Source organism: Streptosporangium sp. NPDC002607 (assembly GCF_053592655.1).
In genome coordinates this window covers 162,149-187,832 of record NZ_JBSFWD010000004.1, presented here as the reverse complement: position 1 = coordinate 187,832, position 25,684 = coordinate 162,149, and the positions used below count along the sequence as shown (strand labels likewise).

20 protein-coding genes are annotated in these 25,684 nt (G+C 70.1%); 10 read left to right on the top strand and 10 right to left on the bottom strand.

Annotated features, from left to right (window positions below):
* Positions 1 to 434 precede the first annotated feature (434 nt).
* Entirely contained in the window at positions 435 to 1,277 is an 843-nt protein-coding gene (locus ACWD3H_RS06360) for a hypothetical protein (protein ID WP_451954236.1), read from the bottom strand.
* Between the two features lie 10 nt (positions 1,278 to 1,287).
* The gene (locus tag ACWD3H_RS06355) at positions 1,288 to 1,869 is read right to left on the bottom strand and encodes a papain-like cysteine protease family protein (RefSeq protein WP_350917162.1); all 582 of its coding nucleotides are present in this window, start codon (positions 1,867 to 1,869) and stop codon (positions 1,288 to 1,290) included.
* Between the two features lie 175 nt (positions 1,870 to 2,044).
* Here ACWD3H_RS06355 and ACWD3H_RS06350 point away from each other — a divergent pair, with 175 nt between their 5' ends.
* Positions 2,045 to 2,974: a hypothetical protein gene (locus tag ACWD3H_RS06350; RefSeq protein ID WP_350958170.1), complete on the top strand. Its 930-nt coding sequence runs from the start codon at positions 2,045 to 2,047 to the stop codon at positions 2,972 to 2,974.
* A gap of 445 nt (positions 2,975 to 3,419) precedes the next feature.
* Here ACWD3H_RS06350 and ACWD3H_RS06345 read toward each other — a convergent pair whose 3' ends face one another.
* From ACWD3H_RS06345 to ACWD3H_RS06335, 3 genes are all read right to left on the bottom strand, one after another.
* On the bottom strand, positions 3,420 to 3,641 hold the full coding sequence (locus ACWD3H_RS06345; protein ID WP_355557800.1) for a hypothetical protein: 222 nt from the start codon (positions 3,639 to 3,641) through the stop codon (positions 3,420 to 3,422).
* A 3-nt stretch (positions 3,642 to 3,644) separates the two neighbouring features.
* Positions 3,645 to 4,412 (bottom strand): Clp protease N-terminal domain-containing protein, encoded by a 768-nt coding sequence (locus ACWD3H_RS06340; RefSeq protein WP_355557797.1) that lies wholly within the window; start codon positions 4,410 to 4,412, stop codon positions 3,645 to 3,647.
* Between the two features lie 66 nt (positions 4,413 to 4,478).
* Complete coding sequence (locus tag ACWD3H_RS06335; RefSeq protein WP_355557794.1) at positions 4,479 to 5,543, bottom strand: glycoside hydrolase family 18 protein; 1,065 nt, start codon at positions 5,541 to 5,543, stop codon at positions 4,479 to 4,481.
* A 148-nt stretch (positions 5,544 to 5,691) separates the two neighbouring features.
* On the opposite strand from ACWD3H_RS06335, the gene ACWD3H_RS06330 reads away from it, so the two are divergent.
* Entirely contained in the window at positions 5,692 to 6,615 is a 924-nt protein-coding gene (locus tag ACWD3H_RS06330; RefSeq protein WP_451954235.1) for an LLM class F420-dependent oxidoreductase, read from the top strand.
* A gap of 150 nt (positions 6,616 to 6,765) precedes the next feature.
* On the opposite strand, the gene ACWD3H_RS06325 is transcribed toward ACWD3H_RS06330, so the two are convergent.
* On the bottom strand, positions 6,766 to 7,296 hold the full coding sequence (locus ACWD3H_RS06325) for a DUF1707 SHOCT-like domain-containing protein (protein ID WP_451954234.1): 531 nt from the start codon (positions 7,294 to 7,296) through the stop codon (positions 6,766 to 6,768).
* Positions 7,297 to 7,303: 7 nt separating this feature from the next.
* Entirely contained in the window at positions 7,304 to 8,077 is a 774-nt protein-coding gene (locus ACWD3H_RS06320) for a PadR family transcriptional regulator (RefSeq protein ID WP_451954233.1), read from the bottom strand.
* Positions 8,078 to 8,776: 699 nt separating this feature from the next.
* On the opposite strand from ACWD3H_RS06320, the gene ACWD3H_RS06315 reads away from it, so the two are divergent.
* From ACWD3H_RS06315 to ACWD3H_RS06290, 6 genes are all read left to right on the top strand, one after another.
* Positions 8,777 to 9,505, top strand: coding sequence for a metal-dependent hydrolase (locus tag ACWD3H_RS06315; RefSeq protein WP_451954232.1), 729 nt, complete (start codon positions 8,777 to 8,779; stop codon positions 9,503 to 9,505).
* A 190-nt stretch (positions 9,506 to 9,695) separates the two neighbouring features.
* Positions 9,696 to 12,467, top strand: a complete 2,772-nt coding sequence (acnA, locus tag ACWD3H_RS06310; protein WP_451954231.1) for an aconitate hydratase AcnA — start codon at positions 9,696 to 9,698, stop codon at positions 12,465 to 12,467.
* Positions 12,468 to 12,845: 378 nt separating this feature from the next.
* Positions 12,846 to 13,964 (top strand): sugar ABC transporter substrate-binding protein, encoded by a 1,119-nt coding sequence (locus ACWD3H_RS06305; protein WP_350958145.1) that lies wholly within the window; start codon positions 12,846 to 12,848, stop codon positions 13,962 to 13,964.
* 193 nt (positions 13,965 to 14,157) lie between these two features.
* Positions 14,158 to 14,922, top strand: a complete 765-nt coding sequence (locus ACWD3H_RS06300; protein WP_350917127.1) for an ATP-binding cassette domain-containing protein — start codon at positions 14,158 to 14,160, stop codon at positions 14,920 to 14,922.
* The gene (locus tag ACWD3H_RS06295) at positions 14,919 to 16,166 is read left to right on the top strand and encodes a sugar ABC transporter permease (protein WP_355557774.1); all 1,248 of its coding nucleotides are present in this window, start codon (positions 14,919 to 14,921) and stop codon (positions 16,164 to 16,166) included. Before ACWD3H_RS06300 ends, ACWD3H_RS06295 begins: the two co-directional genes overlap by 4 nt.
* A 35-nt stretch (positions 16,167 to 16,201) precedes the next feature.
* Positions 16,202 to 17,410 carry an ROK family transcriptional regulator gene (locus ACWD3H_RS06290; RefSeq protein WP_355557771.1) on the top strand — a complete coding sequence of 403 codons (1,209 nt, stop codon included), beginning with the start codon at positions 16,202 to 16,204 and terminating at the stop codon, positions 17,408 to 17,410.
* A 224-nt stretch (positions 17,411 to 17,634) separates the two neighbouring features.
* Here ACWD3H_RS06290 and ACWD3H_RS06285 read toward each other — a convergent pair whose 3' ends face one another.
* Complete coding sequence (locus ACWD3H_RS06285; protein ID WP_451954230.1) at positions 17,635 to 18,552, bottom strand: neutral zinc metallopeptidase; 918 nt, start codon at positions 18,550 to 18,552, stop codon at positions 17,635 to 17,637.
* A 119-nt stretch (positions 18,553 to 18,671) separates the two neighbouring features.
* Here ACWD3H_RS06285 and dxs point away from each other — a divergent pair, with 119 nt between their 5' ends.
* Together dxs and ACWD3H_RS06275 are read left to right on the top strand one after the other, a co-directional pair.
* Positions 18,672 to 20,591, top strand: coding sequence for a 1-deoxy-D-xylulose-5-phosphate synthase (dxs, locus tag ACWD3H_RS06280; RefSeq protein ID WP_355557766.1), 1,920 nt, complete (start codon positions 18,672 to 18,674; stop codon positions 20,589 to 20,591).
* 106 nt (positions 20,592 to 20,697) lie between these two features.
* Entirely contained in the window at positions 20,698 to 22,170 is a 1,473-nt protein-coding gene (locus ACWD3H_RS06275) for an amino acid permease (protein ID WP_355557764.1), read from the top strand.
* Between the two features lie 60 nt (positions 22,171 to 22,230).
* Here the strand turns inward: ACWD3H_RS06275 and ACWD3H_RS06270 are convergent, their stop codons facing one another.
* Together ACWD3H_RS06270 and ACWD3H_RS06265 are read right to left on the bottom strand one after the other, a co-directional pair.
* Entirely contained in the window at positions 22,231 to 24,303 is a 2,073-nt protein-coding gene (locus tag ACWD3H_RS06270) for a 3-hydroxyacyl-CoA dehydrogenase NAD-binding domain-containing protein (protein WP_451954229.1), read from the bottom strand.
* The gene (locus ACWD3H_RS06265) at positions 24,300 to 25,499 is read right to left on the bottom strand and encodes a thiolase family protein (RefSeq protein ID WP_350917104.1); all 1,200 of its coding nucleotides are present in this window, start codon (positions 25,497 to 25,499) and stop codon (positions 24,300 to 24,302) included. The genes ACWD3H_RS06270 and ACWD3H_RS06265 overlap by 4 nt, the downstream gene beginning before the upstream one ends.
* Positions 25,500 to 25,684: the final 185 nt, after the last annotated feature.

The following is a 25,684-nucleotide window of genomic DNA, read 5'->3' as shown; positions in this document are numbered from 1 at the left end:
CTGCGGCGATGAAAATTCGACGTGGTCCCGATGACCCACCACGTGGAGTGTGTGGCGCTGCTGGCCAAAGGGTCGATCTAGGCTCTAATGGGGGTGAATCGAGAGTGGTTTGCCTGGTCAGGCGGACTCGATTCGGTAAGCCTCCGCCAGGTGAACACTGATTGTCTCCGGGCTGTTGAGCCCTAAGGTCGGACCGTGCCCCTGGCCGGTAGGCGGGAGGGTTGATCTCTGATGGGATGTCGTGCCCGGGGCCTCGTGTCGCCGTGGCGCCCCTCCCGGAGGAGATCAACGGCAGCCACAGCGGGCACATCGAGCTGATGTTCCAGCCCGAGTGGTCGTGCGTCGCTCCACGGGCTCGGGCCCGCTGGTCAACCGCTGGAACGGCACGGAACGCCCGGCCTCGCGGGCCGGGCGTCCGGTGACGAGCATGCAGCTCAGATCCGGGAGGTGCGGCGGCGGAGCGGGTGTCCGCCCAACCGGCCCGTGACCCAGGCGGCGAACCCTCCGGCGAGCAGCACTCCCGCGGCCACCACCCAGCCGAGCGGGGCGCCTCCCCGCGCGGGTGGTGTCCCGCCGTCGGCGGAAGCCCCGGGCCCGTAGCCGCCGGCCGTGCCGTTGCGGGCGTACGCGGAGCCGGGCAGTTTGTCGCCGTAGCGACCCGAGACCAGCTTCTGGTAGTCCGCCAGCGGCACGCCGTGCGCCCCGACGGAGGTCGTCGCCTCGGTGTTGAGCGGGACGACCCGGCCGTCCCTGAGCGCGTACCAGGCGTTGATCTGCGGTTCGAGGAAGACCGTGCCCGGCTGTGCGGCGTAGCGCTGCTCGTCGTTGCCGCTGGCGATGTTGCTGACCTGCCAGCCGCCGGTCCGCGAGCGGGTCGTCCAGATCGAGGCGGTCTGGCCGTCGGCCGCGTCGGCCTGGGTGGCGAAGAACGCGAACCGGGAGACCTCCGCCGACTGGCCGGCGACGAAGGCGGGATTGAGGTGGTTGACGGCCACGGTCTGCTCGGTCACCTTCGCGGTGATCGGCGCCACCGCGCTGGTGTCGGCCCCGGGCGGGGCTCCCTTGGTGGCAAAGAACCTGCCGAGCGTCTGCTGGACGCTCGGGGCCGAGGCGGCGGCGCGGGCGGCCGCCCCGTCGCCGGCCCCGGGTGGTACGGCCTGCAGGGCCGCGGCCTCGGCCGGGCTCTGGGGGGTGGGGTCGCCAGCGGCCGCGTGGGCGAGGGAGGGGGCGAGCAGGAGGGATCCGGCCAGGGCGAGAACCGTTGTGATGCGCTTCATAGGAGCCTCCTCACGCGCCGATGTAGTTGAGGGAGTGGGTCCAGGAGAAGGACCCGTTGCCGACGTAGTAGTTGTAGCTCGCCCAGTTGTAGCGGGAGCTCGACTGCCAGGGATCACCCCAGTAGACCCATGACCCGCTCTGGTCGTAGCCATAGATGGTGTGCATGTGCCCGCCGCCGGAGGACCACTGGATCCGGGTCAGCACCGGCCGGTTGGCGTTCATCTCCCTGATCACCGCGTTGTAGGTCAGGTAGTCGTAGACATAGTTGCCGGGCGAGATGCCGATCTGGCGGAAGGCGTTCTGGTCGTTGGCCAGGGTGGCCTGGTTGTTGGGGCAGCTGGAGTTCATCGAGCGGTTGAAGGCCAGGTTGCAGAACTGGTTCTGGCTGTAGTTGTAGCCGTAGTAGGCGGCCACGGTGTTGCCGGCGGCCGCCCAGCACCAGTTGGTGTACTGCTGGGCCTGCATGGTGATGTTGAGGCGGTAGGCGGCCGCGGCATGGGCGCCGAGGGTGGGTGGCACCAGCCAGGCCGCGGTCGTCAACACGAGCGCGAGGGCCGTGCGCCGGAACCTGCCGGGCGAGAGGTAGGGCATGTCGAGCTCCTGGGGGGAGAAGCCGGTGCTGTTGAAAGGATGGTCGGCTCGACACAGCGGCCGGGCAAGACACGGCCGATCACCCGGCAGGGGTGGTGTGAACGTGGACGTGGAGCACGCCACAAGAGCGCCGCCCCGCGGTGACAGCGTGGTGAAAATCTGTGAACATTCACACATGTCAGGTGATCGTGAACTCCGGGCCGCGCTACGCGACGGACCTTTTCACGTCGCGCTGCGCGTCGCGGTCCAGGCGCGCGGCCTGACCCTGAACCGGCTCCGGCACCGCCTGGGAGAGCGTGGCCTGCGGGTCGGGACGACGAGCCTGAGCTACTGGCAGCAGGGCCTGCGCCGTCCCGAGCGGCCCGAGTCGCTGCGTGCCGTACGCGCGCTGGAGGAGATCCTCATCCTGCCGCCGCGCTCGCTGATGGAACTGCTCGGCCCGCCCCGCCCACGCGGCCGCAGCAGCCCGCCGACACCGGGCGCGGTGTCCTACTCGTCGATTCTGGAGCCGGCCCGCGCCCTGTCGACGCTGCTGGAGAGCCTGGACGGGGTGGCCGACGACCGGCGCCTGCACATCGTCGGGATGCACGAGACGCTGCGGATCGGGGCGGATCGCAGCATCACCCGGCGCGAGACGCTCCAGGTGATGCAAGCCCACGAGGATGCCGCCGACCGCTACATCATGATCTACTGGGGCGATCTGGGCTGCGACGTGGAGCGGGTCCGGGTCCGGGCGCTGGAGGACTGCCGCGTCGGCCGGGTCCGCCGCGACGGGCCGGCCGCCCTGGTGGTGGCCGAGCTGCTGTTCGACCGGGCGCTGCGGACCGGGGAGACCCAGATGATCCGCTACGAGATGGCCGATCCCAGTGGCGCGGAGGCCCGGGAGTACGAGCGGGGTTTCCGCTTTCCCAGCGGCCAGTACATGCTGCGGGTCGGCTTCGACTCCGCGGCGCTGCCGGTCCGCATCCACCGCTTCGCCCGCCGCGGCCTGGGCACCGACGAGCACGATCGCGGCGAACTCACCCTCAACGCCCAGCACGCCGTCCATCTCGTCGCCGGCCCCCTCCAGGCTGGCCTGGTCGGCGTCCAGTGGGATTGGGGCTGACCCAACGTGATCATCCCGCCTGGCTGAGGACACATGAAAGAGCGCCCCGCCTGCCCTCCGCGAGGAGGACGAGCGGGGCGTTCGTCTGTGGGGAGGGCCTCGATGGGGTGAGGCCGCCGGCGTCTGCGGCGCCGAGCGCGCCGACGGCACAGGCAATCCGGTCGACTGGCCACGGGGGAAGGATCTGCTCGGTCACGCTTCGTACCAGACGACTCTTCGGTACGCGCATCCGGCGCCGGGCGCGCACGGGGAGATCGAGGCGGCGTGGTCGCAGATAGATGCGCATCAGACGCGCACGGGGGCTGATCGTGGATCGGTTACCTAGCTTTGAGCTGCGACGATGTGAATTCGATGTGGTCCCGATGCCCACCACGTGGAGTGCGTCGCGCTGCTGGCCGGTGAGCCGACCGAGGAGTGACCAGGGAGAACGCGCCGGGGCGGTGTCTCATCGCGTCCCGGCGCGGTCCTTCGCCGAGGCGGGGGAACCGCCGCGTGTGCCGCCTTCCGCGGATGCGGCGCGCACGATCGTTCCAGCCACTCCGCCGGCGACCAGGCCGGAGACCACACCCGTGATCACACCCGAGCCGATGCCCACGAGTACGCCGACGAGTACGCCCACGGCCAGGCGCGCGATCACGGCTGCGACCGCGTGCACGGTCGTGCTCACCGGCTACGCCTCGTCCGCGAGGCCGAGGTGCTCCTCCAGCCGGTCGAGCCTGCGCAGGACGGGACGGAGCTCCTCGCGTACGGCCGCCGACAGTGCGCTCGCCGCGTCGGCGAGCTGGGCCGGGACGACTGAGGCGGTCTGGGTCTGCGCGCGCAGGTGGACATAACCGGCGAGGGCCGCCGCGACCGCGCGGCGGGTCAGCCGGTGCTCGGCCCCCAGCTCCCGCAGGACATGCCCGGCCACTCCCTCCGGTTCGGCGATCAGCCCGAGAAGCAGGTGTTCGCAGCCGATGTAGTTGTGGCCGAGCGAGGTGGCCTCGGTGACGGTCATCTCCAGGGCCGCCGCCGCGGGCGCCCCGAAGGCGAGCTCGGCATCGCCGGTGGTCGCGGCCGGGGCGGCGGGGCTCGGCCGGTCCAGCCGGCGCCGCACCTCCTCGGGGTCGATCTCCAGGGCGCCCAGGACCTGGAGCGCTAGATTGCTCCCCTCGGCGAGCATGCCGCCCAGCAGATGCTCGGTGCCGACCTCGGCCGCGCCCAGGGCCCGAGCCTGCTCCACCGACAGCTTGATCACGGACCGGGCCCGCGGGGTGAAGTGGGGGAAGCGCGCCGCCAGGTCGTCGAGGTCGGGGGCGCTGAGCGCCGTCTCGCGGATGGAGGTCACCCGCCGTACGGCCTGCTCAAGTGCCCGCTGGCACACGGCGGAGACCGGCACGCCGGCTCTCTTGACCGCCTCGGCCAGCTCGTCCGGCAGGTAGACGTTGATCTTCGGCACCACACCTCCCCTTTAGGGTTATAGAAGGGTTATAACCCATAGATAACCCTAAAGGGGAGTGATTGTCTAGCGTGCCGCGCCGGTGAGGAACCGGGTGATGCCGGGGGCGAGGGCCGCGCCCCTGGCGGAGAGCCATGCCAGGTTGTTGCGGCTGGTGAAGGCGGCGAGTCTGCGGGCGTCGAGCCGGGTGAGATCGCCGGACCTGGCCAGCACGGGTGTCAGGGCGATCCGGTTCCAGGCGGCGCTCTCCCCCAGGGAGCGGGCTATCTGCGGATGCGCGGCGCGGACGGCGGAGGCGATCGGGTGCAGGCGGCCTCCGGAACCGGGGGAGGTGCCAACGGGGGCGAGCAGGTTGACGGTGGCGATCTCGACGCCTTCCGCCCGGGTGACCCGGAGCAGCTCCTGGTCGCCGAGGGCCAGGCCGGTCCCGGTGACCGGGAGGGTGAAGCTGACCGTGAGGGGGCGGCCCTCGCGGGCGGCCTGCCGCTGCAGGGCCGCGATCGCCCTGGCGCGCCGCCGCACGGCGGCGTCACCGGCCGGGGCGTGGACCTCGAAGTCGATGTACCTGGCGTCGAAGGCGCCGATCGCCCGGCGGTAGGCGGCGGTGAGCCGGCCGAGGTCCGCGCAGGCGGTGGCGAGTTCGCGTCCGGCGGGGCCGCCGAAGGCGAGACCCGCGTCCCCGCCGGCGGCGCGCAGGGGGCCGAGCCGGTTGGCGACCGGATTGCGTCCCTGTCCCTGGAGTCCGCCCCAGCGGGGGACGCAGCCGCTGCGCCCGGCGGTGAGGTGGCCGAGCGTGAACCAGCGCACGCGGCTCTTCCTGGCCGCCTTGGAGAGGTTGAAGCGCGGGTCGTGGACCGCGTCCACGAACGCCACGAAGCCCGACGGGCGGACGACGGCCGGTGTGGACGCCTGCTCGGGCGCGGGCCGGGTGGCGGTCCCCGAGGGGGGCGCGCCCGCCCCGGCACGCCTGCCGGCGGCGGCCCACTCGCCCTGCGCCCTGGGGGGCAGCAGCCAGATCGCGCCACCGGTTCCCGCGGCGAGCGCGATGGAGGCGAGCACCACGAGGGGCCGGGGCGGGGTGCCGGGCTCGCGGGCCCGGCGAGTGTCGGGACGGTCGGTCGCCACGGGCATGTGATCCCCCTTCCTCAACGACAGGGGCGATCGCTGTGAGTGTCGGATCCGCTACCCGTTGCGTCGAAGGGCAGAACGTTAGCAAGCGTTCCGGCCGCGGCGTGGGCTTTCTGCGGATGCCGTCCGGAGTGCCCGGATAATGGTCGTCATGAAGTTGAGGATCTTCACGGAACCGCAGCAGGGTGCCACCTACGACGAGTTGCTGGCGGTCGCGCTGGCCGCGGAGCGGCTGGGGTTCGACGCCTTCTTCCGTTCCGACCACTACATGCGGATCGGAACGGGCGACCCCGGTGCCGGCTCCACCGATGCCTGGACGACCCTGGCGGGCCTGGCCAGGGACACCTCCACGATTCGCCTGGGCACCCTGGTCACCCCGGCCACCTTCCGGCTGCCAGGGCCGCTGGCGATCAGTGTGGCCCAGGTCGACCAGATGAGCGGCGGCCGGGTCGAGCTGGGCCTGGGCACCGGCTGGTTCGACGCCGAGCACGTCGCGTACGGCATCCCGTTCCCGCCGGTCGGCGAGCGGTTCGGCCGGTTCGAGGAGCAGTTGGAGATCCTGATCGGGCTCTGGACCACACCGGCGGGCGAGACGTTTTCCTTCGAAGGCGCCCACTACCGGCTGGCGGACTCGCCCGCGCTGCCCAAGCCCACGCAGAGCCCCAGGCCGCCGATCATCATCGGCGGCGTCGGCGCCACGCGCACCCCGCGCCTGGTCGCCAGGTTCGCCGACGAGTACAACGTGCCGTTTCGCACCCTGGACGACACCGCGAAGGCCTTTGACCGGGTCGGCAGGGCATGTGAGGCGGAGGGCAGGGAGCCGGTCGTGCTCTCGGTCGCGCAGACCGTCTGTGTCGGCTCCGGCGACGCGGAGATCGCGCGGCGGGCCGGGGGCATCGAGCAGGACCTCGGCGTGCTGCGCGCGACGGGCCTGGCGGGTACCCCCGCCGAGGTGACCGAGAAGATCGGCCGCTTCGCCGAACTGGGCGTCGAGCGGGTCTACCTGCAGGTGCTTGACCTGGCCGACCTCGACCACCTGAACCTCATCGCCGAGGAGGTCCTGCCGCACGTGTAGGCCGGGCACCGCGCCCCTCCTCGGGGCGCGGGCGCGCCGGGTCGAGGGCGAGCCGCGGCGCGGGGAGCGCGAGACGGTTCTCGCCGCTCCGGCACCGGTCTGTGATTTTTCGACAAAGCCGGATGAAGAAGGGGGACATTCTCCAGGGGCTCAGAAAGCGCCTGGAGGGCTGAACCGGCGGGCCCGCGCCCGGGAGTGCCACCGCCTGTGGCGGAGCAGGCCCAGCACGGCCATCGCCAGCCAGGCGAGGAGAAGGAACTTCAGCACCCCGGCCCCGGCCATCGCCACTCCCGCCACCAGCAGCAGGATCATCACGGGAGCGAACGGGGGGCCGCCCCGGTGTCCCGCGTGGTGGTGACTCCAGGCCGCGCGGTGACGGAATCGGGACCCGGGCCGGAACCCGGGATGATGGACGCCCCAGGCGTGCGCGTGCCACCCGCGGTCCCACGGGCTCCCGGTGTCCTCGAACCCCTCCGGTCCGGGGGCGCGCGGACCGGGCAGGCCGGGCAGGTCCGCGCACACCACGGCGAGGTCGCCACCCGTCCGTGCGGACAGGGCCGACTCGAGGCGCTCGTCGAGTTCCTCGCGGGTCAGGCGGCCCTGGGCGTAGTGCTCGCGCAGGGCCTCCATCGCCACGTCACGTTCGGCGTCTCCGATGCGGAGGCCGTCTCGGGGCGTCATGGTCGGGTCACTCCTCGCCGGTGTCGCCGTCGGCCAGAATCTGGTAGAGCTTGCGGCGCGTCTCGGCCAGCGTCTCCTTCGCCTGCCGGATCTGCGACTCGCTGCCGGTCTGCAGGATCTGGAGCATGGCGAACCCCGACTGGCGGGCGGTGTCCATCAACTCCCAGGTGCTGTCGTCGATGTCGGGCGTCATCTCCTCCCACGGCGCGCGCACCTCGTCGGAGTGCTCGATCACGTAGGCGCGGCCTGCCTCGGTGAGGCTGAAGGTCTTGCGCCCCTCGTTCTCCTCGGCCAGGACCAGGCCCTCATCGGTGAGCTGCTGCAACGCCGGGTAGACCGCTCCCGGGCTGGGCTTCCAGCCACCCTCGCTGCGCCGCTCGATCTCCTGGATGATCTGGTAGCCGTTTCGCGGGGACTCGGTGAGCAGGGCGAGGATCGCCGCGCGGACATCGCCGCGCTTGGCCTTGCGCCCGCGCCCGAACGGCGGCCCCCCGCCGAAGGGGCCCCCGCCGAACGGGCCTCTGCCCCCCCGGCCGCCTCGACCGCCCCTGCCGAAGTCCCAGGGGAACCCGCCGCCGGGGAAGGGGCCGCGGTGCCCGCGGTGCCGGTGCTCGTGCGGTCCGCCCTCGTGGTGCTGGTGCGGCCCGTGCTGCGGCCCGCTCTCGTGCCATCCGGCGGCCATCTGCCGCCACGCCTCCTTGGCCGCGCGCTTCATCTCGCGCCTGACCTCCTGGGAGCCGAACCCGGCCCAGGGGCCACTCGTCGCGTTCGCTGCCGTCATGTCGTACCTCCATATCGCGATCGTCTTTTGATCGCTCTCGATGCCTCAAAGATATATCGAGAACATTCTGACAGCAACCCTTGTCCTGAAATATGGCTCTTCCCTTGAGGGGGAGCCGACGGTCACCGTGCGGGTGCTCAGCGTGTAAGTGAGGCAGATCACGTAATTCTTGCCGGATTCTGGAACAAGTACTGAGACCTGCACGTTACAAAGGACGTAGACGGGATTCGTTCCGCGCCGGAAGGGCTGGGGGGTGCTTTCGGTGCGGAACGGTCCCGTCTGTCGTTTCCGCAGGCCGCCGCCTGCTCGCCGATCTTTCCCCACCCGTCTCCGGCCTCCCGTGGAGGCGATCCGGAGGGTGTGCGGCGAGGACTCCGGGGTGAGACCCCAGGGTGAAGGCGATCTTCCCGGGTGGATGCTCTCGTACGGCCGTCCCCGGCACCGATCGGCGGTTCCATCCGTTCCTCATTCGTAGGAAGATGCCGATGGCAGGCACTTCTCGTGAAGGGACGGGGAGATCGAAGCGGACGAGCGTCGCCCTCGAGTGATCCTGGAAGCGGGTGGAGGCGACCGGTGCTCACGCGCCGGGATCGCCTCGCCCACGCGACACGCCGATGGTGCAAAATGGCACGGTCCTCCACCTGGAGGGGGCTTTGCCGTACAGTCTCCCGGCGTGATCTTGATGGTGGTGTCTGAGCGATGATGGGGCATACGCATGCGCTGACGGGCGCGATCGCCTGGCTGGGGGTGGCGCCCGGGCTGGCCGCGCTGCCCCTGCTGACCGAGACGTCGAAGTTCATAGAGACCGGCGTCATGGTCAACGCGCTCAACCCGGCCGAGTTCGTCGCCGGGGCCATCATCTGCGCCGGTGCCGCGATGCTGCCCGACCTCGACCATCCGAGCGCGACGATCGCGCAGACGTTCGGGCCGGTCACCTGGGGTCTGAGCAAGGCGGTGTCATGGCTCGCCGGCGGACACCGCAACGCCACCCACTCGCTGGTGTTCGCGGCCGCCGCGGGCTTCGGCGCGCACTACCTGGCCGGCACCTATCCGATCGGCCGCGACATCCTGGTGGTCCTGCTCATCGGCCTGGCGCTGCGGGCGATCGGGGTCGGCATCCCGGGCAAGAAGTTCGCCTCGGCGATGCTCAACGTCGGTATGACGGCCGGGCTGTTCGTGGTGTTCCGCAGCGACGGTGTGGGCTACGCCTGGCTGGGGCTGGCGGTCGCGATCGGATGCCTGACTCACGTCGTGGGTGACTGCTGCACCGAGAAGGGCTGTCCCGTGCTCTGGCCGATACGGCAGAAATGGCTGCTGCCGTGGAAGATCGGCATCAAGACGGGCCGTGCTTTCGAGCAGAAGTTTCTCGCCCCGGTACTTTCCGTCGTCGTTCTCGGGCTGCTGTACCTCCGCCTCGCCCCGCAGTGATCATACTGAGGGGTAATTTGATGTCGAGATACCCGGAGCGATATCTTGATATCGAGACATCCGCTGCAACCTGCGGGCGGCTCGGAGGTTAGGTGTACCTAACAGTCCGGGGTGCTCCGGCGGTGCGGCAGGATTCAATCGCGCCTATGTGCCGGCGCGACAGACATCAGGGTGATGAGGGAGGCGAACCGTGTCCTCGAACAGCTTTGGCAGCCGTGACACGCTCCGCGTCGGTGACGCGGGATATGAGATCTACCGGCTGGACGCCGTGGAAGGGTCGGGGCGTCTCCCGTACAGCCTGAAGATCCTTCTTGAGAACCTGCTCCGCACGGAGGACGGCGCGAACATCACCGCCGACCACATCCGCGCGGTCGGCCAGTGGGACCCGTCCGCCGCGCCGAACGTGGAGATCCAGTTCACGCCGGCCCGTGTGATCATGCAGGACTTCACCGGCGTCCCGTGCGTCGTCGACCTGGCGACCATGCGCGAGGCCGTCCGCGACCTCGGCGGCGATCCCGCCAGGATCAACCCGCTCGCCCCGGCCGAGATGGTCATCGACCACTCGGTCATCGTCGACTTCTTCGGCGGGCCCGAATCCTTCCAGCGCAACGTCGAGCGGGAGTACGAGCGCAACCGCGAGCGCTACCAGTTCCTGCGCTGGGGACAGACCGCCTTCGACGAGTTCAAGGTCGTCCCGCCGGGCACCGGCATCGTGCACCAGGTCAACATCGAGCACCTGGCCCGCGTGGTGATGACGCGTGACGGGAAGGCCTACCCGGACACCTGCGTCGGCACCGACTCCCACACCACGATGGAGAACGGCATCGGCGTCCTGGGCTGGGGCGTCGGCGGCATCGAGGCCGAGGCCGCGATGCTCGGCCAGCCGATCTCGATGCTGATCCCGCGGGTGGTCGGTTTCAAGCTGACCGGCAAGCTCCCGGCCGGGGCCACCGCCACCGACCTGGTGCTCACGATCACCGAGATGCTCCGCGAGCACGGCGTCGTCGGCAAGTTCGTGGAGTTCTACGGCGAGGGCGTCTCCAGCGTGCCGCTGGCTAACCGGGCCACGATCGGCAACATGAGCCCCGAGTTCGGCTCGACCTGCGCGATCTTCCCGATCGACGGCCAGACGATCGACTACCTCACGCTGACCGGCCGCCCCGCCGAGCAGGTCGCCCTGGTCGAGGCCTACGCCAAGGCCCAGGGGCTGTGGCTCGACCCGGAGGCCGAGGAGCCGGTCTTCTCCGAGTACATCGAGCTGGACCTGGCCACGATCGTCCCGTCGATCGCGGGCCCCAAGCGCCCCCAGGACCGCATCGCGCTGTCCGAGGCCAAGAGCGCCTGGCGCGCGGCCGTCAAGGACTACGTGCCGAGCATCCAGGGCCCGCTCGACGAGGCGTCCGACGAGTCCTTCCCCGCCTCGGACTCCCCGGCGATCTCCCACGCCGGCAACGGTGACAGGCCGCACGCCGCCGGTCACAACGGCAAGCGCCCGCACAGGGTCGTTCCGGTCACCCTGGCGGACGGCACCAGCTTCGAGATCGACCACGGCGTGGTGACCATCGCCGCGATCACCAGCTGCACCAACACCTCCAACCCGTACGTCATGATGGGCGCCGCGCTGCTCGCCAGGAACGCGGTCGAGAAGGGCCTGACCCGCAAGCCGTGGGTCAAGACCTCCCTGGCCCCCGGCTCGCAGGTCGTCACCGGCTACTTCGAGCGCTCGGGCCTGCAGCCCTACCTCGACAAGATCGGCTTCAACCTGGTCGGCTACGGCTGCACCACCTGCATCGGCAACTCGGGCCCGCTGCAGGAGGAGATCTCCGCCGCCATCCAGGAGAACGACCTCGCGGTCACCGCGGTGCTGTCCGGCAACCGTAACTTCGAGGGCCGGATCAACCCCGACGTCAAGATGAACTACCTGGCCTCGCCGCCGCTGGTGGTCGCCTACGCCCTCGCGGGCACCATGGACATCGACCTGAACACCGAGCCGCTGGGCACCGGCTCGGACGGTGAGCCGGTCTTCCTCGCCGACATCTGGCCGGCGCCCGAGGAGATCGCGGCGGTCGTCGCCTCCTCGATCGACCAGGAGATGTTCCTGCACGACTACGCCGACGTGTTCAAGGGCGACGAGACCTGGCGCTCGCTGCCGATCCCGACCGGTAACACCTTCGAGTGGGACCCGGACTCGACCTACGTCCGCAAGGCCCCCTACTTCGAGGGCATGCCGTCCGAGCCGGAGCCGGTGACCGACATCTCCGGGGCCAGGGTGCTGGCGAAGCTGGGCGACTCGGTCACCACCGACCACATCTCCCCGGCCGGCGCGATCAAGGTCGGCACCCCAGCGGCCGACTACCTCAAGGAGCACGGTGTCGCGGTCAAGGACTTCAACTCCTACGGCTCGCGCCGGGGCAACCACGAGGTCATGATCCGCGGTACCTTCGCCAACATCCGGCTGAAGAACCTGCTGCTCGACGGCGTGGAGGGCGGTTACACCCGCGACTTCACCGCCCCGGGCGGGCCGCAGGCCTTCATCTACGACGCCTCCGCGAACTACCAGGCCGCGGGTATCCCGCTCGTCGTCCTGGCCGGCAAGGAGTACGGCTCGGGTTCCTCGCGTGACTGGGCGGCCAAGGGCACCGCGCTGCTCGGCGTCCGCGTCGTCATCGCCGAGTCCTACGAGCGCATCCACCGCTCCAACCTGATCGGCATGGGCGTGCTGCCGCTGCAGTTCCCCGAGGGGGAGACGGCGCAGTCACTGGGCCTGACCGGTGAGGAGACCTTCGACGTCGTCGGCGTCGAGGCCCTCAACGGAGGCGGCATCCCGCGGACCGTGACGGTCAGGGCCGACGACAAGGAATTCCAGGCCGTCGTACGCATCGACACCCCCGGAGAGGCCGACTACTACCGGCACGGGGGCATCATGCAGTACGTCCTGCGCTCCCTGCTCGCCAAGAGCTGAGCAGGAGGGGCGGGGCCGCACGCAGGCTCCGCTCACATCGGGGGACACCCCAGACAGGAACCGCCCGGTGGGACATCATCCCGCCGGGCGGTTTTTTTGTTCTCCCGGTCACCGCCCGGAAGCGGCAGGTGGGGGCCGTGATCCCAGGCGAGATGGCCGTGCGGGGCCATGGGGGTTAATGACGTGTTTCTGGATTGTTACCGGCCACAACAAACTTTACCCATGGAAGGTCTGGCGCTCCTGGCCGGTGGCGGAATACGTTGCCGCAAACAACATTCAACGGAACGGTGAGCCGAGATCCGGTGGAGCCGTACCCGCGAATTCGGCATGCCGCACCTCCGTCGTACCCCCCACTTTCGAAGAAAGGACCCGTGCACCATGCGCAAGGGGATCCTCAGCCTTACCGCCGCCGCCGCGGCGATGACCCTTGGCCTCGCCGCTTGCGGGAGCGACGATGCCGACACCAGCGCGTCGAGCGGCGCGTCCCCCGCGGAGAGTTCGGCTGCCGTGGCGGGCAAGGTCGGCGTCATCCTCCCCGACAGCAAGTCCTCCGCCCGCTGGGAGACCGCGGACCGCAAGTACCTGGAAGAGGCGTTCAAGGCCGCGGGCGTCGCCTACGACATCCAGAACGCCCAGGGTGACAAGACCCAGTTCCAGACCATCGCCGACCAGATGATCACCAACGGTGCCACGGTTCTGATGATCGTCAACCTTGACAGCGGCACCGGCAAGGCCGTGCTCGACAAGGCCAAGGCGCAGGGCGTGGCCACCATCGACTACGACCGCCTCACTCTCAACGGCGGCGCGTCCTACTACGTCAGCTTCGACAACACCAAGGTCGGCACTCTGCAGGGCGAGGGCCTGGTGAAGTGCCTGTCAGATAAGCAGGCCAAGAAGCCGATCATCGCCGAGCTCAACGGCTCGCCGACCGACAACAACGCCACGCTGTTCAAGAACGGCTACGACGGCGTGCTCAAGGCCAAGTACGACTCGGGGGACTACGTCAAGGGCCCCGACCAGTCGGTTCCCGACTGGGACAACGCCCAGGCGGGCACGATCTTCGAGCAGATGCTCACCGAGCAGCCGAAGATCGCCGGTGTCCTGGCCGCCAACGACGGTCTCGGCAACGCGGCCATCTCGGTCCTGAAGAAGAACAGCCTGAACGGCAAGGTCCCGGTCACCGGTCAGGACGCCACGGTGCAGGGCCTGCAGAACATTCTCGCCGGTGACCAGTGCATGACGGTCTACAAGGCGATCAAGAAGGAGGCCGACGCGGCGTCCGCGCTGGCCATCGGCCTGGCCAAGGGCGAGAAGCCCGCGGCGACCGGTACGGTCAAGGACACCGAGAGCGGCGCCGACGTGCCCGCCGTTCTCCTCGACCCGCAGCCGATCTTCTTCGACAGCGTCAAGGACGTCGTCGCCGACGGCTTCGTCACCAAGGACGAGCTGTGCACCGGCGAGTTCGCCGACAAGTGCACCGAGGCCGGAATCCAGTAGGGCGTGCGGGGGACGGACGGCCGCCCCGGAGGCCGTCCGTCCCCCTGCGCTCCATCGCGGCGTATTCGCACTGTGACGCCGGAGGGACGCGGCAGGTGAGTCGTCCATTCCGGCTACGGGGCAGGACACCGCCCGCAGGCGCCCGAGCCGCGCGAGCTTCGCCGCGCGAAATGAACACAGGGAGCACAACCCCATGACCCCCGCACTGGAACTCCGCGGGATCGACAAGAGCTTCGGTCCCGTACAGGTCCTGCACGACGTCGCCTTCTCCGCCTACGCCGGAGAGGTGACCGCGCTGGTCGGCGACAACGGCGCAGGCAAGTCCACACTCGTCAAGTGCGTCGGCGGCATCCACCCGATCGACTCCGGCGAGTACTTCTTCGACGGCAAGCCCGTCCGGATCGGCAGCCCGCGCGACGCGGCCGAGCTGGGCATCGAGATCGTCTACCAGGACCTCGCGCTCTGCGACAACCTCGACATCGTCCAGAACATGTTCCTGGGTCGTGAGCACCGGCGAGGCATCGTCCTCGACGAGGACACGATGGAGGCGATGGCGGCCAAGACCCTGGAGAGCCTGTCGGTCAGGACCGTCAAGTCCATCCGCCAGCTCGTCGCCAGTCTCTCCGGTGGCCAGCGCCAGACGGTGGCCATCGCCAAGGCCGTGCTGTGGAACAGCAAGGTGGTCATCCTCGACGAGCCGACGGCGGCGCTCGGCGTCGCCCAGACCGCGCAGGTGCTCGAACTGGTCCGGCGCCTGGCCGACCAGGGCCTGGCCGTCGTGCTGATCTCGCACAACATGAACGACGTGTTCGCCGTGTCGGACCGGATCGCCACCCTCTACCTGGGCCGGATGGCGGCCCAGGTCAAGACCTCGGACGTGACCCACGCGCAGGTCGTCGAACTGATCACCTCCGGCCGTAGCGGGGACCTCGGCCTCACCAACGGAGCCACCGTATGACCGCCACGATTTCCCCGAAGCGCGTACCCGAGGCCCCCTCGATCAGGAGCAACGTCCGCGGCTACGCCGAGCGGGTACGCGGCGGTGACATGGGCGCGCTGCCGGCGGTGTTCGGTCTCGTGGTGCTCTGCACGATCTTCGCCATCCTCCGGCCGTCCTTCCTGACCGCCGGAAACTTCGCCAACCTGTTCACCCAGGGCGCCGCGGTCACGGTGATCGCCATGGGCCTGGTCTTCGTGCTGCTCCTCGGCGAGATCGACCTGTCGGCGGGCTTCGCCAGCGGTGTCTGCGCCGCGGTGCTCGCGATCCTGCTCAGCAGCCAGGGACTGCCCTGGTACGTGGCGGTTGGCGCGGCCATCCTCACCGGCGTGGTGATCGGCACCGGGATCGGCTCCATCGTCGCGAAACTCGGCATCCCGTCGTTCGTGGTGACGCTCGCCGCCTTCCTGGCCTTCCAGGGGCTCGTGCTGCTGCTGGTCAAGGGCGGCACCATCATCGCCATCCGGGACGAGACCATCCTGGCGATCGCCAACAAGAACCTCCCGCCCGCGCTGGGCTGGATCCTGCTGGCCGTGGGGGTCGCCGGATACGCCGGTCTCCAGCTGCTGCGCGCCCGCAAGCGCGCCGCCCGGGAGCTGACCGCCGATCCGGTCTCGCTGATCGCGGTCCGGGTGGGCGCCCTCGCGCTGCTCGGCGGGCTCGCCGTCTACTTCCTCAACATCGAGCGGAGCCGCAACGCCGCGGTCGTCTCGCTGGCGGGCGTGCCGCTCGTGGTGCCCATCATCGTGGTGCTGCTGCTGGTCCTGACGTTCGTGCTGCGCCGCACGGCGTACGGACGTCACCTGTACGCGGTCGGCGGCAACGTCGAGGCCGCGCGCCGGGCGGGCATCAACGTCGACCGGATGAAGATCAGCGCTTTCGTGATCTGTTCCTCCATGGCCGCGATCGGCGGCGTCATCGCCGCCTCCCGGGCCAGTTCCGTCGACCCGAACACCGGCGGCAGCAACGTGCTGCTGTACGCGGTCGGCGCCGCGGTCATCGGCGGCACCAGCCTGTTCGGTGGCAAGGGCCGGGTGCTCGACGCCATCCTCGGCGGTGCGGTGGTCGCGGTCATCGAGAACGGCATGGGCCTGATGGGCTACAGCTCCGGCGTCAAGTTCATGGTCACCGGATCGGTGCTGCTGCTGGCCGCCATGGTGGACGCGCTCTCCCGCAAGCGGGCGGCCGCCACTGGTCTAAGGTGATCAGCGACTCCGATCCACCGAAGGAACCCCTCGTCATGCGGGCAGGCCCCTCCCAAGAGGAGATCAGGCGCCACAATCTTGGCGCCCTGCTCCGCCACGTCCATCTGAGCGGCCCCACCTCGCGCGCGGAACTCACCAACCGGATGGGCCTCAACCGCAGCACCATCATGGCCCTCACCGCCGACCTGACCGCCGCAGGCCTGGTCAGGGAGGAACTTCCCAGGGAGACCGGCCGGGCCGGGCGCCCCTCCCTGGTGGTCCGCCCCGAGTCGGCGCGGGTCTACGTGTTCGCCTTCGACGTGGGCGTCGACCGGATGGTCGCCGCCCGCGTCGGCCTGGGCGGCACGATCCTCGACCGTCGCGAGACGGTACGGAGGCGCGGTGCCTTCTCCCTGGAGGAGATCGTCGGCCCGCTCGCCGCCTTCGCCCGGCAGATGCACCGCAGGACCCGGCCCGACACGGTGTGCGTGGGGGTGGCGGCGGCCTTCTCCGGTGGCGTGGGCCGCGATGACGGAGGTATCAGGTTCGGGCCCAACATGGCCACCGTGGAGGACGTGCCGTTCGCCGAGGAGATGACCCGCCGGCTGGCCTTCGGCCTGCCGGTCACGGTCGGCAACGATGCCAACCTCGCCGCCCTCGCCGAGCAGACCCGGGGTGTCGGCGTCGGCTGCCGGGACCTCGTCTACCTGCACGGCGACGTCGGCATCGGCGGCGGTGTGATCGCCAACGGACAGTTGCTCGGCGGTCACCTTGGTTTCGGCGGCGAGGTCGGGCACATGATCGTCAACCCTGACAAGGGCCGCGTCTGCGGGTGCGGCTCGCTCGGCTGCCTGGAGGCGGAGGTCGGCGAGCGTGCCCTTCTTGAGGCCGCGGGTCGCTTCGGTCCCCAGGTCGGCAGGGACGCCGTCCGCGCCGTGGTCGACGCCGCCGACCGGGGTGACGTCGTCGCGCAGGCCGCGCTGAGCCGCGTCGGCGACTGGCTCGGCCTGGGCGTCGCCAACCTCGTCAACATCTTCAACCCCGAGATGGTGGTGTTCGGCGGCATGCTCAGGGAGATCTACCTCGGCTCCGCCGCCCAGGTCCGCAGCCGTCTCGCCCTCGACGCCCTGCCTCCGTCCCGTGAGCACCTGCGCCTGCGCACCTCGGCCCTCGGTGATGACGCCACCCTGGTCGGCGCCGCCGAGCTGGCCTTCTCCCAGGTCCTCGCCGACCCTCTGGAAGTCCTCGCCCGCGCCGGCTCCTGACCCGCGCCGGCGGCTGGAACAGGAACAGTCCGGTCACCTCGGCGAGGATGCCCGTGCAAGTGATTGGAGCAGCAGAGCGCCTGGGCGTCGCCGGGGAACCTGCCGCAGCCGGTGGCAGGCAGAACACCGGGTAAAGCTGTTGGGCGGCCAAGCTCTGAGGGTACGGCCGCGGGCGGCGGGACCGAGTGGGGTTTGCACCGGTTCCCTCCGGGACCGACGGGCGATCAGGCGACCCGGCCCGTGGCGGCGGACCAGGTGTTGCAGCCGGAGGGGGAGCCGGAGTCGAAGCCGCGCTCCATCCAGTAGGCCTGGCTGCGGCCCTTGCCGTGGTCGTTCTTGGGCCAGTTCTTGTGACCGTTGGCGTTGACCCAGCCGACCATCGCCTCCCACTGCGCCTGCTCGACCGGCAGGTCGTCGGCGATCTGGCGCAGGAAGACGGAGGCCAGGCAGTCGGCCTGCAGTTCGAGGCGGCGGGAGTAGGAGAGCTTGGTGGCCGCCTTCGCGTACCAGACGCTCCTGGCGTAGTAGTCCATGATGCCCGCGAGGTGCTGCACGTGGTGGGCGTACTCGTGGGCCATGAACTGGGCGTGGTTGGCCGCGTAGGGGTTCCGCAGGACCTGGCGGGTGATCCCTATGTAGATGGTCTTGTTGGTCGAGCAGTACAACCCGCCCGCGCTGCTGGGCCACCGGCCGCAGGGCGTGGTCACCTTGGAGGTGGAGAAGCGCAGTCTGGGCCTGGAGAAGGACAGGCCCGCCTTGGAGAACTGGGTCTTCCAGGAGCGGTTCAGGCACTGGGTGATCCGAGTCATGAAGGTCCGGTAGGAGGCCGCGCTCCCCGCGCGGATCGTCCCCGCCGAACATCTGGTGACCGGCATCGAGCCGGTGCGGTAGAGGCGGTTTGATGTCGCGGCGGCGCGGCCCTGCGGCGCGGCCCGCTCCTTGACGGCCGAGCCCCTGGCGGGGGCCTTGCCGGGGGCCGGGGTGGAGGTAAGGGCGGGGGAGGGAACGGGCGCAGGGGTGACCGCCGGAAGGATCGCCGGGGTGATGTAGGGGACGGCGATGACGATTCCCGTGGCCACCGCCGCGAATACCAGGAAGGCCACGATCAGTGACAGTTGTCGCCTGGAGGGGAGGGGGTTCATGGTGAGGGAAAGGTTAGGGCAACTGTATATAAACCGTGCAGTTTTTTCACCCGGGAGGGCAGCGCCTGCCAACCGAACTAGACTCGTCGTGACGGTCACTGGACAGAGGGGATGATTCCGTGAGCGAGCGGACCGGGCAGCCTGGAAGTCTTCTGGAGTCGGTCAAGGGGCCAGGGGACCTCAAGCTGCTGGCGGTGGACGAGTTGCCACTGCTCGCCACCGAGATCAGGGACCTTCTGATCGCCTCCACGGCCCGCAGCGGCGGCCATCTCGGCCCCAACCTGGGTGTCGTCGAGCTGACGATCGCGATGCACCGGGTCTTCGACTCGCCGCGTGACCGGATCCTGTGGGACACCGGTCACCAGGCCTATGTCCACAAGATGCTCACCGGCAGGGCCGGGCAGTTCGACACGCTCCGCCAGGAGGGCGGCCTGTCGGGCTACCCCAGCCAGGCCGAGTCCGAGCACGACATCATCGAGAACTCGCACGCCTCGACCGCGCTGTCGTACGCCGACGGCCTGGCCAAGGCGTACCGGCTGCGGGGCGAGGCGGAGCGCACGGTCGTCGCGGTGATCGGAGACGGGGCGCTCACCGGCGGCATGGCCTGGGAGGCGCTCAACAACATCGCGGCGCGCAAGGACCTGCCGCTGATCATCGTGGTCAACGACAACGGCCGCTCCTACTCGCCGACCATCGGCGGGCTCGCCTCCCACCTGGCCTCGCTGCGCACCACCCAGCGCTACGAGGACATGCTCGACTTCGTCAAGGGCAGCCTGAACAGGGTCCCGGTGGTCGGCGCTCCCGTCTACGACGCCCTGCACGGCGTCAAGAAGGGCATCAAGGACGTCCTGGCCCCGCAGGTCATGTTCGAGGACCTCGGCCTGAAGTACATCGGGCTGGTCGACGGCCACGACGAGCAGGCGGTGGAGTCCGCGCTGCGCAGGGCCAGGGACTTCCGCCGCCCGGTCATCGTGCACGTGCTCACCAAGAAGGGCTTCGGCTACTCCCCGGCGGAGAACCACGACGAGGACTGCTTCCACTCGCCGGGCGTCTTCGACCCGCTGACCGGCGAGGAGAAGCCGAAACCGCACGGCTGGACCAACGTCTTCGGCCAGGAGATGGTGCGCCTGGGCGCCGAGCGTCAGGACATCGTGGCGATCACCGCCGCGATGCTCGGCCCGACCGGCCTGATCCCGTTCTCCGAGGCCTATCCCGACCGCCTCTACGATGTCGGCATCGCCGAGCAGCACGCCCTGACCAGCGCCGCGGGCCTGGCGCTCGGCGGTCTGCACCCGGTGGTGGCCGTCTATGCCACCTTCCTGAACCGGGCCTTCGACCAGCTCCTGATGGACGTCGCCCTGCACCGCCTCCCCGTCACGGTCGTGCTCGACCGGGCGGGCGTCACCGGCGACGACGGCGCCAGCCACAACGGCATGTGGGACCTGTCGATCCTGCAGGTCGTCCCCGGCCTGTCGATCGCGGTTCCCCGCGACGAGCCCCGGCTGCGCGAGCTGCTGGCCGAGGCGGTGAAGGTCGACGACGGCCCGACGGTGCTGCGCTACCCCAAGGGCCCGGTGGCCGTCGAGATCGAGGCGGTCGGCCGCCTCGGCGAGATGGACGTGCTGCGCGGGGGCGACGCCGACGTGCTGTTCGTCTCCGTGGGGCCGATGGCCGAGCTGTGCCTGGAGGCCGCCGACCTGCTCGACGCCCAGGGGATCTCCGCCACGGTGGTCGACCCGCGCTGGGTCAAGCCGCTGGACGAGGCCCTGGTGGCGGCCGCCCGCGACCACAAGCTGGTCGTGGTCGTCGAGGACAGCGGCAGGGTGGGCGGTGTGGGTGACGCGGTCGCCCGCCTGCTGCGCGACGCCGACGTCGACGTCCCGGTCCGCACCTACGGCATCCCGCGGCGCTTTCTCGACCACGCCAAGCGTGCGAAGATCCTCAGCGAGATCGGCCTGACCTCGCAGGACATCGCCCGGCAGGTCACCGAGGCGATCGCGAAGCGCTCTCCGGCCCTGGAGAACGAGCCGGCCGGCTGACCACACCTCCCTTCCAAACATCCTCGGCTTCGCCGTTCAGGCGGTGATCCGCTGGGCATGACCTGATGCGTCGGCAAGGGTGACCACCGGCGCATCAGGAGGGATCGTGGGTGTTCTTCGCGTCAAGTCGGTGGAGCAGTCGATCTCGGACACCGAGGCACCGGAGCACCGGTTGCGCAAGGATCTCACCGCGCTGGACCTCACGGTCTTCGGTATCGGCGTCATCGTGGGCACCGGCATCTTCGTGCTCACCGGCCGGGTCGCCAGGGAGACGGCGGGGCCCGCGGTGGCGCTGTCCTTCGTGGCCGCCGGGATCGTCTGCGCGCTGGCGGCGCTCTGCTACGCCGAGTTCGCCTCCACGGTCCCGGTGGCCGGGTCCGCCTACACCTTCGCCTTCGCCACCCTGGGCGAGCTGCCCGCCTGGATCATCGGCTGGGACCTGACGCTGGAGATGATGCTCGGCTCCGCGGTCGTCGCGGTCGGCTGGTCGGGGTACCTGACCTCGCTGCTGGCGTCCCTGGGGGTCCCGCTGCCCGGCGTGATCGCGGGGGAGGGGGCGGTGTTCAACCTGCCCGCCGCGCTGGTCGTGCTGCTGCTCACCGGGGTCCTGGTCCTCGGGATCAAACTGTCCTCCCGGTTCAACCTGATCATCGTCACGATCAAGCTCGCGGTGATCCTGCTGGTCGTGGTGGCGGGGCTGTTCTTCGTCAGGGGCGCCAACTACTCGCCGTTCATCCCGCCGTCCAAGGCGACCCCCGCGGTGGAGGGGCTGGCCGCGCCGCTGATCCAGGTACTGTTCGGCATCACCCCGGTCGCGTACGGGGTGCTGGGCATCTTCAGCGCCGCGGCGGTCGTGTTCTTCGCCTACATCGGCTTCGACGTGGTCGCCACCGCCGCCGAGGAGACCCGCAACCCGCAGCGGGACCTGCCCATCGGCATCCTGTCCTCACTCGGTGTCTGCACCGTGCTCTACGTCGCGGTCTCACTGGTCGTGGTCGGCATGCAGCCCTACCGTCAACTCAGCGAGGCGGCGCCACTGGCCGACGCGTTCAAGGCCGTCGGCCAGACCTGGGCCGCGTCGCTGATCAGCGTCGGCGCGCTGGTCGGCCTGACGGCCGTCGTGATGATCCTCATGCTGGGCATGTCACGGGTGATGTTCGCCATGTGCCGCGACGAACTGCTGCCAAGCGGGCTGGCCAAGGTCCATCCGAAGTACCGCACGCCGTACGTCATCACCATCATCATGGGTGCCGTCGTCGCGGTCCTGGCCGGGCTGGTGCCGCTGTCCACGATCGCCGAACTGGTCAACATCGGCACGCTCTTCGCGTTCGCGGTGGTCTCGATCGCGGTGGTCATCCTCCGCCGCACCCGTCCCGACCTGCCCCGCTCCTTCCGTACCCCGCTGGTGCCGCTGGTGCCCGTCCTGTCGGTGCTCGCCTGCCTCTACCTGATGCTCAACCTGCCGGTGGAGACCTGGATCAGGTTCGGGGCGTGGATGCTCCTCGGGTTCCTGATCTACATCGGCTACGGCTACCGGCACAGCAGGCTGTCGGAGCAGCGGCGGGCAGCGACACGGTGACGCGCTCCCCCGTCCCGCGACGGTCGCGAGACAGGGGAGCCACACCGGGAAAGGGGGGCGTCAGGCGGGCACCGAGGCCACGCCAGGCGGCAGGAAGCGCACCTCGGAGATCTCCTCGCGGTCGAGGTAGGGGGTGACGCCGCCCAGGTGGAACGGCCACCCCGCGCCGAGGATCATGCACAGGTCGATGTCCTGAGGAGCGGAGACCACACCCTCGTCGAGCATGAGACGGATCTCCTCGGCCAGGGCCCGCAGCGCCCGCAGCCGGACCTGTTCGGCCGTGGACGGTGAGGTGCCCCCGGCGAAGAGGGCCACCGCCTCGGGGTCCAGGGAGAAGTCCGGCGCGTAGACACCCGGCTTACCCGCCGCGACCAGCCGGGCGAGGTTCTCCGACACCCCGTAGCGGGACGGGAACGCCTCATGCATCGTCTCGGCGACGTGCAGTGCCACGGCCGGGCCGACGAGCTGCAGCAGCGCGAACGGGGTCATCGGCAGGCCGAGCCCGTCCAGCGCGTGGTCGGCGAGCTCCAGCGGGGTGCCCTCGTCGACGGCACCGATGACCTCGCCCATGAAGCGGGTCAGCAGGCGGTTGACCACGAACGCGGGCGCGTCCTTGACCAGCACCGACGACTTCTTCAGCGACCGGCCGACGGCGAAGGCCGTGGCGAGCGTCGCGTCGTCCGTCCGCTCCCCTCGGACGATCTCCAGCAGCGGCATCACCGCGACCGGGTTGAAGAAGTGGAAGCCCACGACGCGCTCGGGGTGCCGGAGCCCCGAGGCCATCTCGGTCAGCGAGAGCGAGGAGGTGTTCGTGGCCAGCACGCACTCGGCGGAGACGACCGACTCCACCTCGGCGAACACCTTCTGCTTGACCTTCATGTCCTCGAACACGGCCTCGATGACGAAGTCGGCGTCGGCGAACGCGTCCTTGGTCAGCGAGCCGGTCACCAGGGCCTTGAGCCGGTTGGCCTGGTCGCCGGAGACGCGGCCCTTGGCGAGCAGCTTGTCGATCTCGGTGTGCACGTAGCCCACGCCCTTGTCCAGCCGGGCCTGGTCCAGGTCGGTCAGCACGACCGGGACCTCCAGGCGGCGGGCGAACAGCAGTGCCATCTGCGAGGCCATCAGGCCCGCGCCGACGACGCCGACCTTGGTGACCTTGCGGGCCAGGGCCGCCTCCGGGGCTCCGGCGGGCTTCTTGGCCCGGCGCTGCACCAGGTCGAAGGCGTACAGGCCGGCGCGGAGCTCGTCGCCCATGAGGAGGTCGGCCAGCGCCCGGTCCTCGGCGGCGAAGCCCTCGTCGCGGGTGGCGGTGCGGGCCAGCTCGAGGAGCTCCAGCGCCCGGTACGGGGCGGGGGAGGCGCCGTGCAGCTTCATGTCGAGCAGGAAACGGGTGTCGGAGACGGTCTTGGACCAGTCCTCGGCGGTGTGGTCGGCGCGGGAGACGGTGACGTCGCCGCGCAGCACCGCCGAGGCCCAGCGCAGCGACTCCTCAAGGAAGTCGGCGGGCTCGAACATCGCGTCGGCGACACCCAGCCCGAACGCCTCCCTGCCCTTGATCATGCGGTTCTGCGAGAGCGGGTTCTCGATGATGAGCTTGACGGCCGCGGCCGGCCCGATCAGGCGGGGCAGCAACTGGGTGCCGCCCCAGCCGGGGACCAGGCCGAGGAAGCACTCCGGCAGTGCCACGGCGGGCACACCGGAGGAGATGGTCCGGTACGTGCAGTGCAGCGCGATCTCCAGACCGCCGCCCATGGCCGCGCCGTTGACGAACGCGAACGACGGCACGTCCAGCTCGCCGAGGCGGCGGAACACCTCGTGGCCCAGCCGGCCGATCTGTAGCGCCTGGTCCCGTTCCGAGACCAGCGCGGCGCCCTTGAGGTCGGCGCCGACGGCGAAGACGAACGGCTTGCCGACGACGCCCACGGCCGCCAGGTCGCCGCGCCCGGCGATCGCGTCGAGGGCCTCGCCCAGCGAGGTCAGCCCCCCGGGGCCGAACGTCGACGGCTTGGTGTGGTCGAAGCCGTTGTCCAGCGTGATCAGGGCCATGGTGCCCGCACCCTGGGGCAGCTCCACGTCGTGGACCGTCGCCCGGGTGACGGTCTCGTCGGCGAAGAGTTCCTTGATGTCCGTCACTTGTTACCTTCCCAGCTGAGGTTCTCCCAGATGACCGTTCCACCCATGCCCAGGCCGACGCACATCGTGGTCATGCCGTAGCGGACGTCGGGGCGCTCACCGAACTCGCGGGCGAGCTGCGTCATCAGGCGCACCCCGGAGGAGGCCAGCGGGTGGCCGAAGGCGATGGCGCCGCCGTAGGGGTTCACCCGGGCGTCGTCGTCGGCGATGCCGAAGTGCTCGAGGAACGCCAGCACCTGTACGGCGAAGGCCTCGTTGATCTCGAACAGTCCCATGTCGGAGATGGAGAGCCCGGCCAGGCGCAGCGCCTTTTCCGTGGACGGGATCGGCCCGACCCCCATGACCTCGGGGTCCACGCCGGCGAAGGCGTAGGAGACCAGGCGCATCTTCGGGGCGAGGCCGAGCTCCTCGGCGACGTCGGCGGCGGCCACGACGCAGCCGGTGGCACCGTCGTTGATACCGGAGGCGTTGCCCGCGGTGACCCGGCCGTGCGGGCGGAACGGGGTCTTCAGCGCGGCCAGACCCTCCAGCGTGGTGCCGGGGCGGGGGGCCTCGTCGGCGGTGGCCAGCCCCCAGCCCTTCTCGACGGACCTGGTCGCCATCGGGACCAGGTCAGGCTGGATCCGGCCGTCGGCGTAGGCCTTGGCGACCTTCTCCTGGGAGGCGAGGGCGAAGGCGTCCGCGCGCTCCTTGGTGATGGAGGGGTAGCGGTCGTGCAGGTTCTCGGCGGTCATGCCCATGACGAGGGCGGAGCCGTCCACGAGTTGCTCGGCCAGGAAGCGGGGGTTGGGATCGACGCCCTCGCCCATGGGGTGGCGGCCCATGTGCTCGACGCCGCCGGCGATGGCGACGTCGTAGGCGCCGAAGGCGATGCCTCCGGCGACCGAGGTCACCGCGGTCATCGCGCCGGCGCACATGCGGTCGATCGAGTAGCCGGGCACGCTCTTGGGCAGCCCGGCCAGTATCGCGGCGGAGCGGCCGAGGGTCAGGCCCTGGTCGCCGATCTGCGTGGTGGCCGCGATGGCCACCTCGTCGACGCGCTCGGGAGGCAGATTCGGGTTACGCCGGATCAGCTCGCGGATGACGCGGATCACCAGGTCGTCGGCGCGTGTCTCGGCGTACAGGCCCTTGGGGCCCGACCTGCCGAAGGGTGTGCGCACACCGTCGACGAATACGACGTCACGAGACGAAGGCACGGGGTTCGCTCCTCGTTGCTGGATGGCTTCCCCCCTATGCTACTCGTGGGTAACAACGTTTGGCGCGGCCGGTCCCGCGCGAGGTGGGTAAGTTGTTCCCCAAGGTGCGCGGTCCGGTGCGGCATGTCCCGGATGCGGGACGGCGACAACTCTGACAGACTTTGGAAAACGCTTTCCGGGAGGTT

Bases quoted from the DNA above. Each gene is read 5' to 3' on its own strand.
- ACWD3H_RS06305 (WP_350958145.1), top strand. From the start codon at position 12,846: ATGCGCAAGGGGATCCTCAGCCTTACCGCCGCCGCCGCGGCGATGACC.
- ACWD3H_RS06350 (WP_350958170.1), top strand. From the start codon at position 2,045: ATGTCAGGTGATCGTGAACTCCGGGCCGCGCTACGCGACGGACCTTTT.
- ACWD3H_RS06285 (WP_451954230.1), bottom strand. From the start codon at position 18,552: ATGAACCCCCTCCCCTCCAGGCGACAACTGTCACTGATCGTGGCCTTC.
- ACWD3H_RS06330 (WP_451954235.1), top strand. From the start codon at position 5,692: ATGAAGTTGAGGATCTTCACGGAACCGCAGCAGGGTGCCACCTACGAC.
- ACWD3H_RS06300 (WP_350917127.1), top strand. From the start codon at position 14,158: ATGACCCCCGCACTGGAACTCCGCGGGATCGACAAGAGCTTCGGTCCC.
- ACWD3H_RS06295 (WP_355557774.1), top strand. From the start codon at position 14,919: ATGACCGCCACGATTTCCCCGAAGCGCGTACCCGAGGCCCCCTCGATC.
- ACWD3H_RS06360 (WP_451954236.1), bottom strand. From the start codon at position 1,277: ATGAAGCGCATCACAACGGTTCTCGCCCTGGCCGGATCCCTCCTGCTC.
- ACWD3H_RS06355 (WP_350917162.1), bottom strand. From the start codon at position 1,869: ATGCCCTACCTCTCGCCCGGCAGGTTCCGGCGCACGGCCCTCGCGCTC.
- ACWD3H_RS06335 (WP_355557794.1), bottom strand. From the start codon at position 5,543: ATGCCCGTGGCGACCGACCGTCCCGACACTCGCCGGGCCCGCGAGCCC.
- ACWD3H_RS06315 (WP_451954232.1), top strand. From the start codon at position 8,777: ATGATGGGGCATACGCATGCGCTGACGGGCGCGATCGCCTGGCTGGGG.
- ACWD3H_RS06290 (WP_355557771.1), top strand. From the start codon at position 16,202: ATGCGGGCAGGCCCCTCCCAAGAGGAGATCAGGCGCCACAATCTTGGC.
- ACWD3H_RS06325 (WP_451954234.1), bottom strand. From the start codon at position 7,296: ATGACGCCCCGAGACGGCCTCCGCATCGGAGACGCCGAACGTGACGTG.
- ACWD3H_RS06320 (WP_451954233.1), bottom strand. From the start codon at position 8,077: ATGACGGCAGCGAACGCGACGAGTGGCCCCTGGGCCGGGTTCGGCTCC.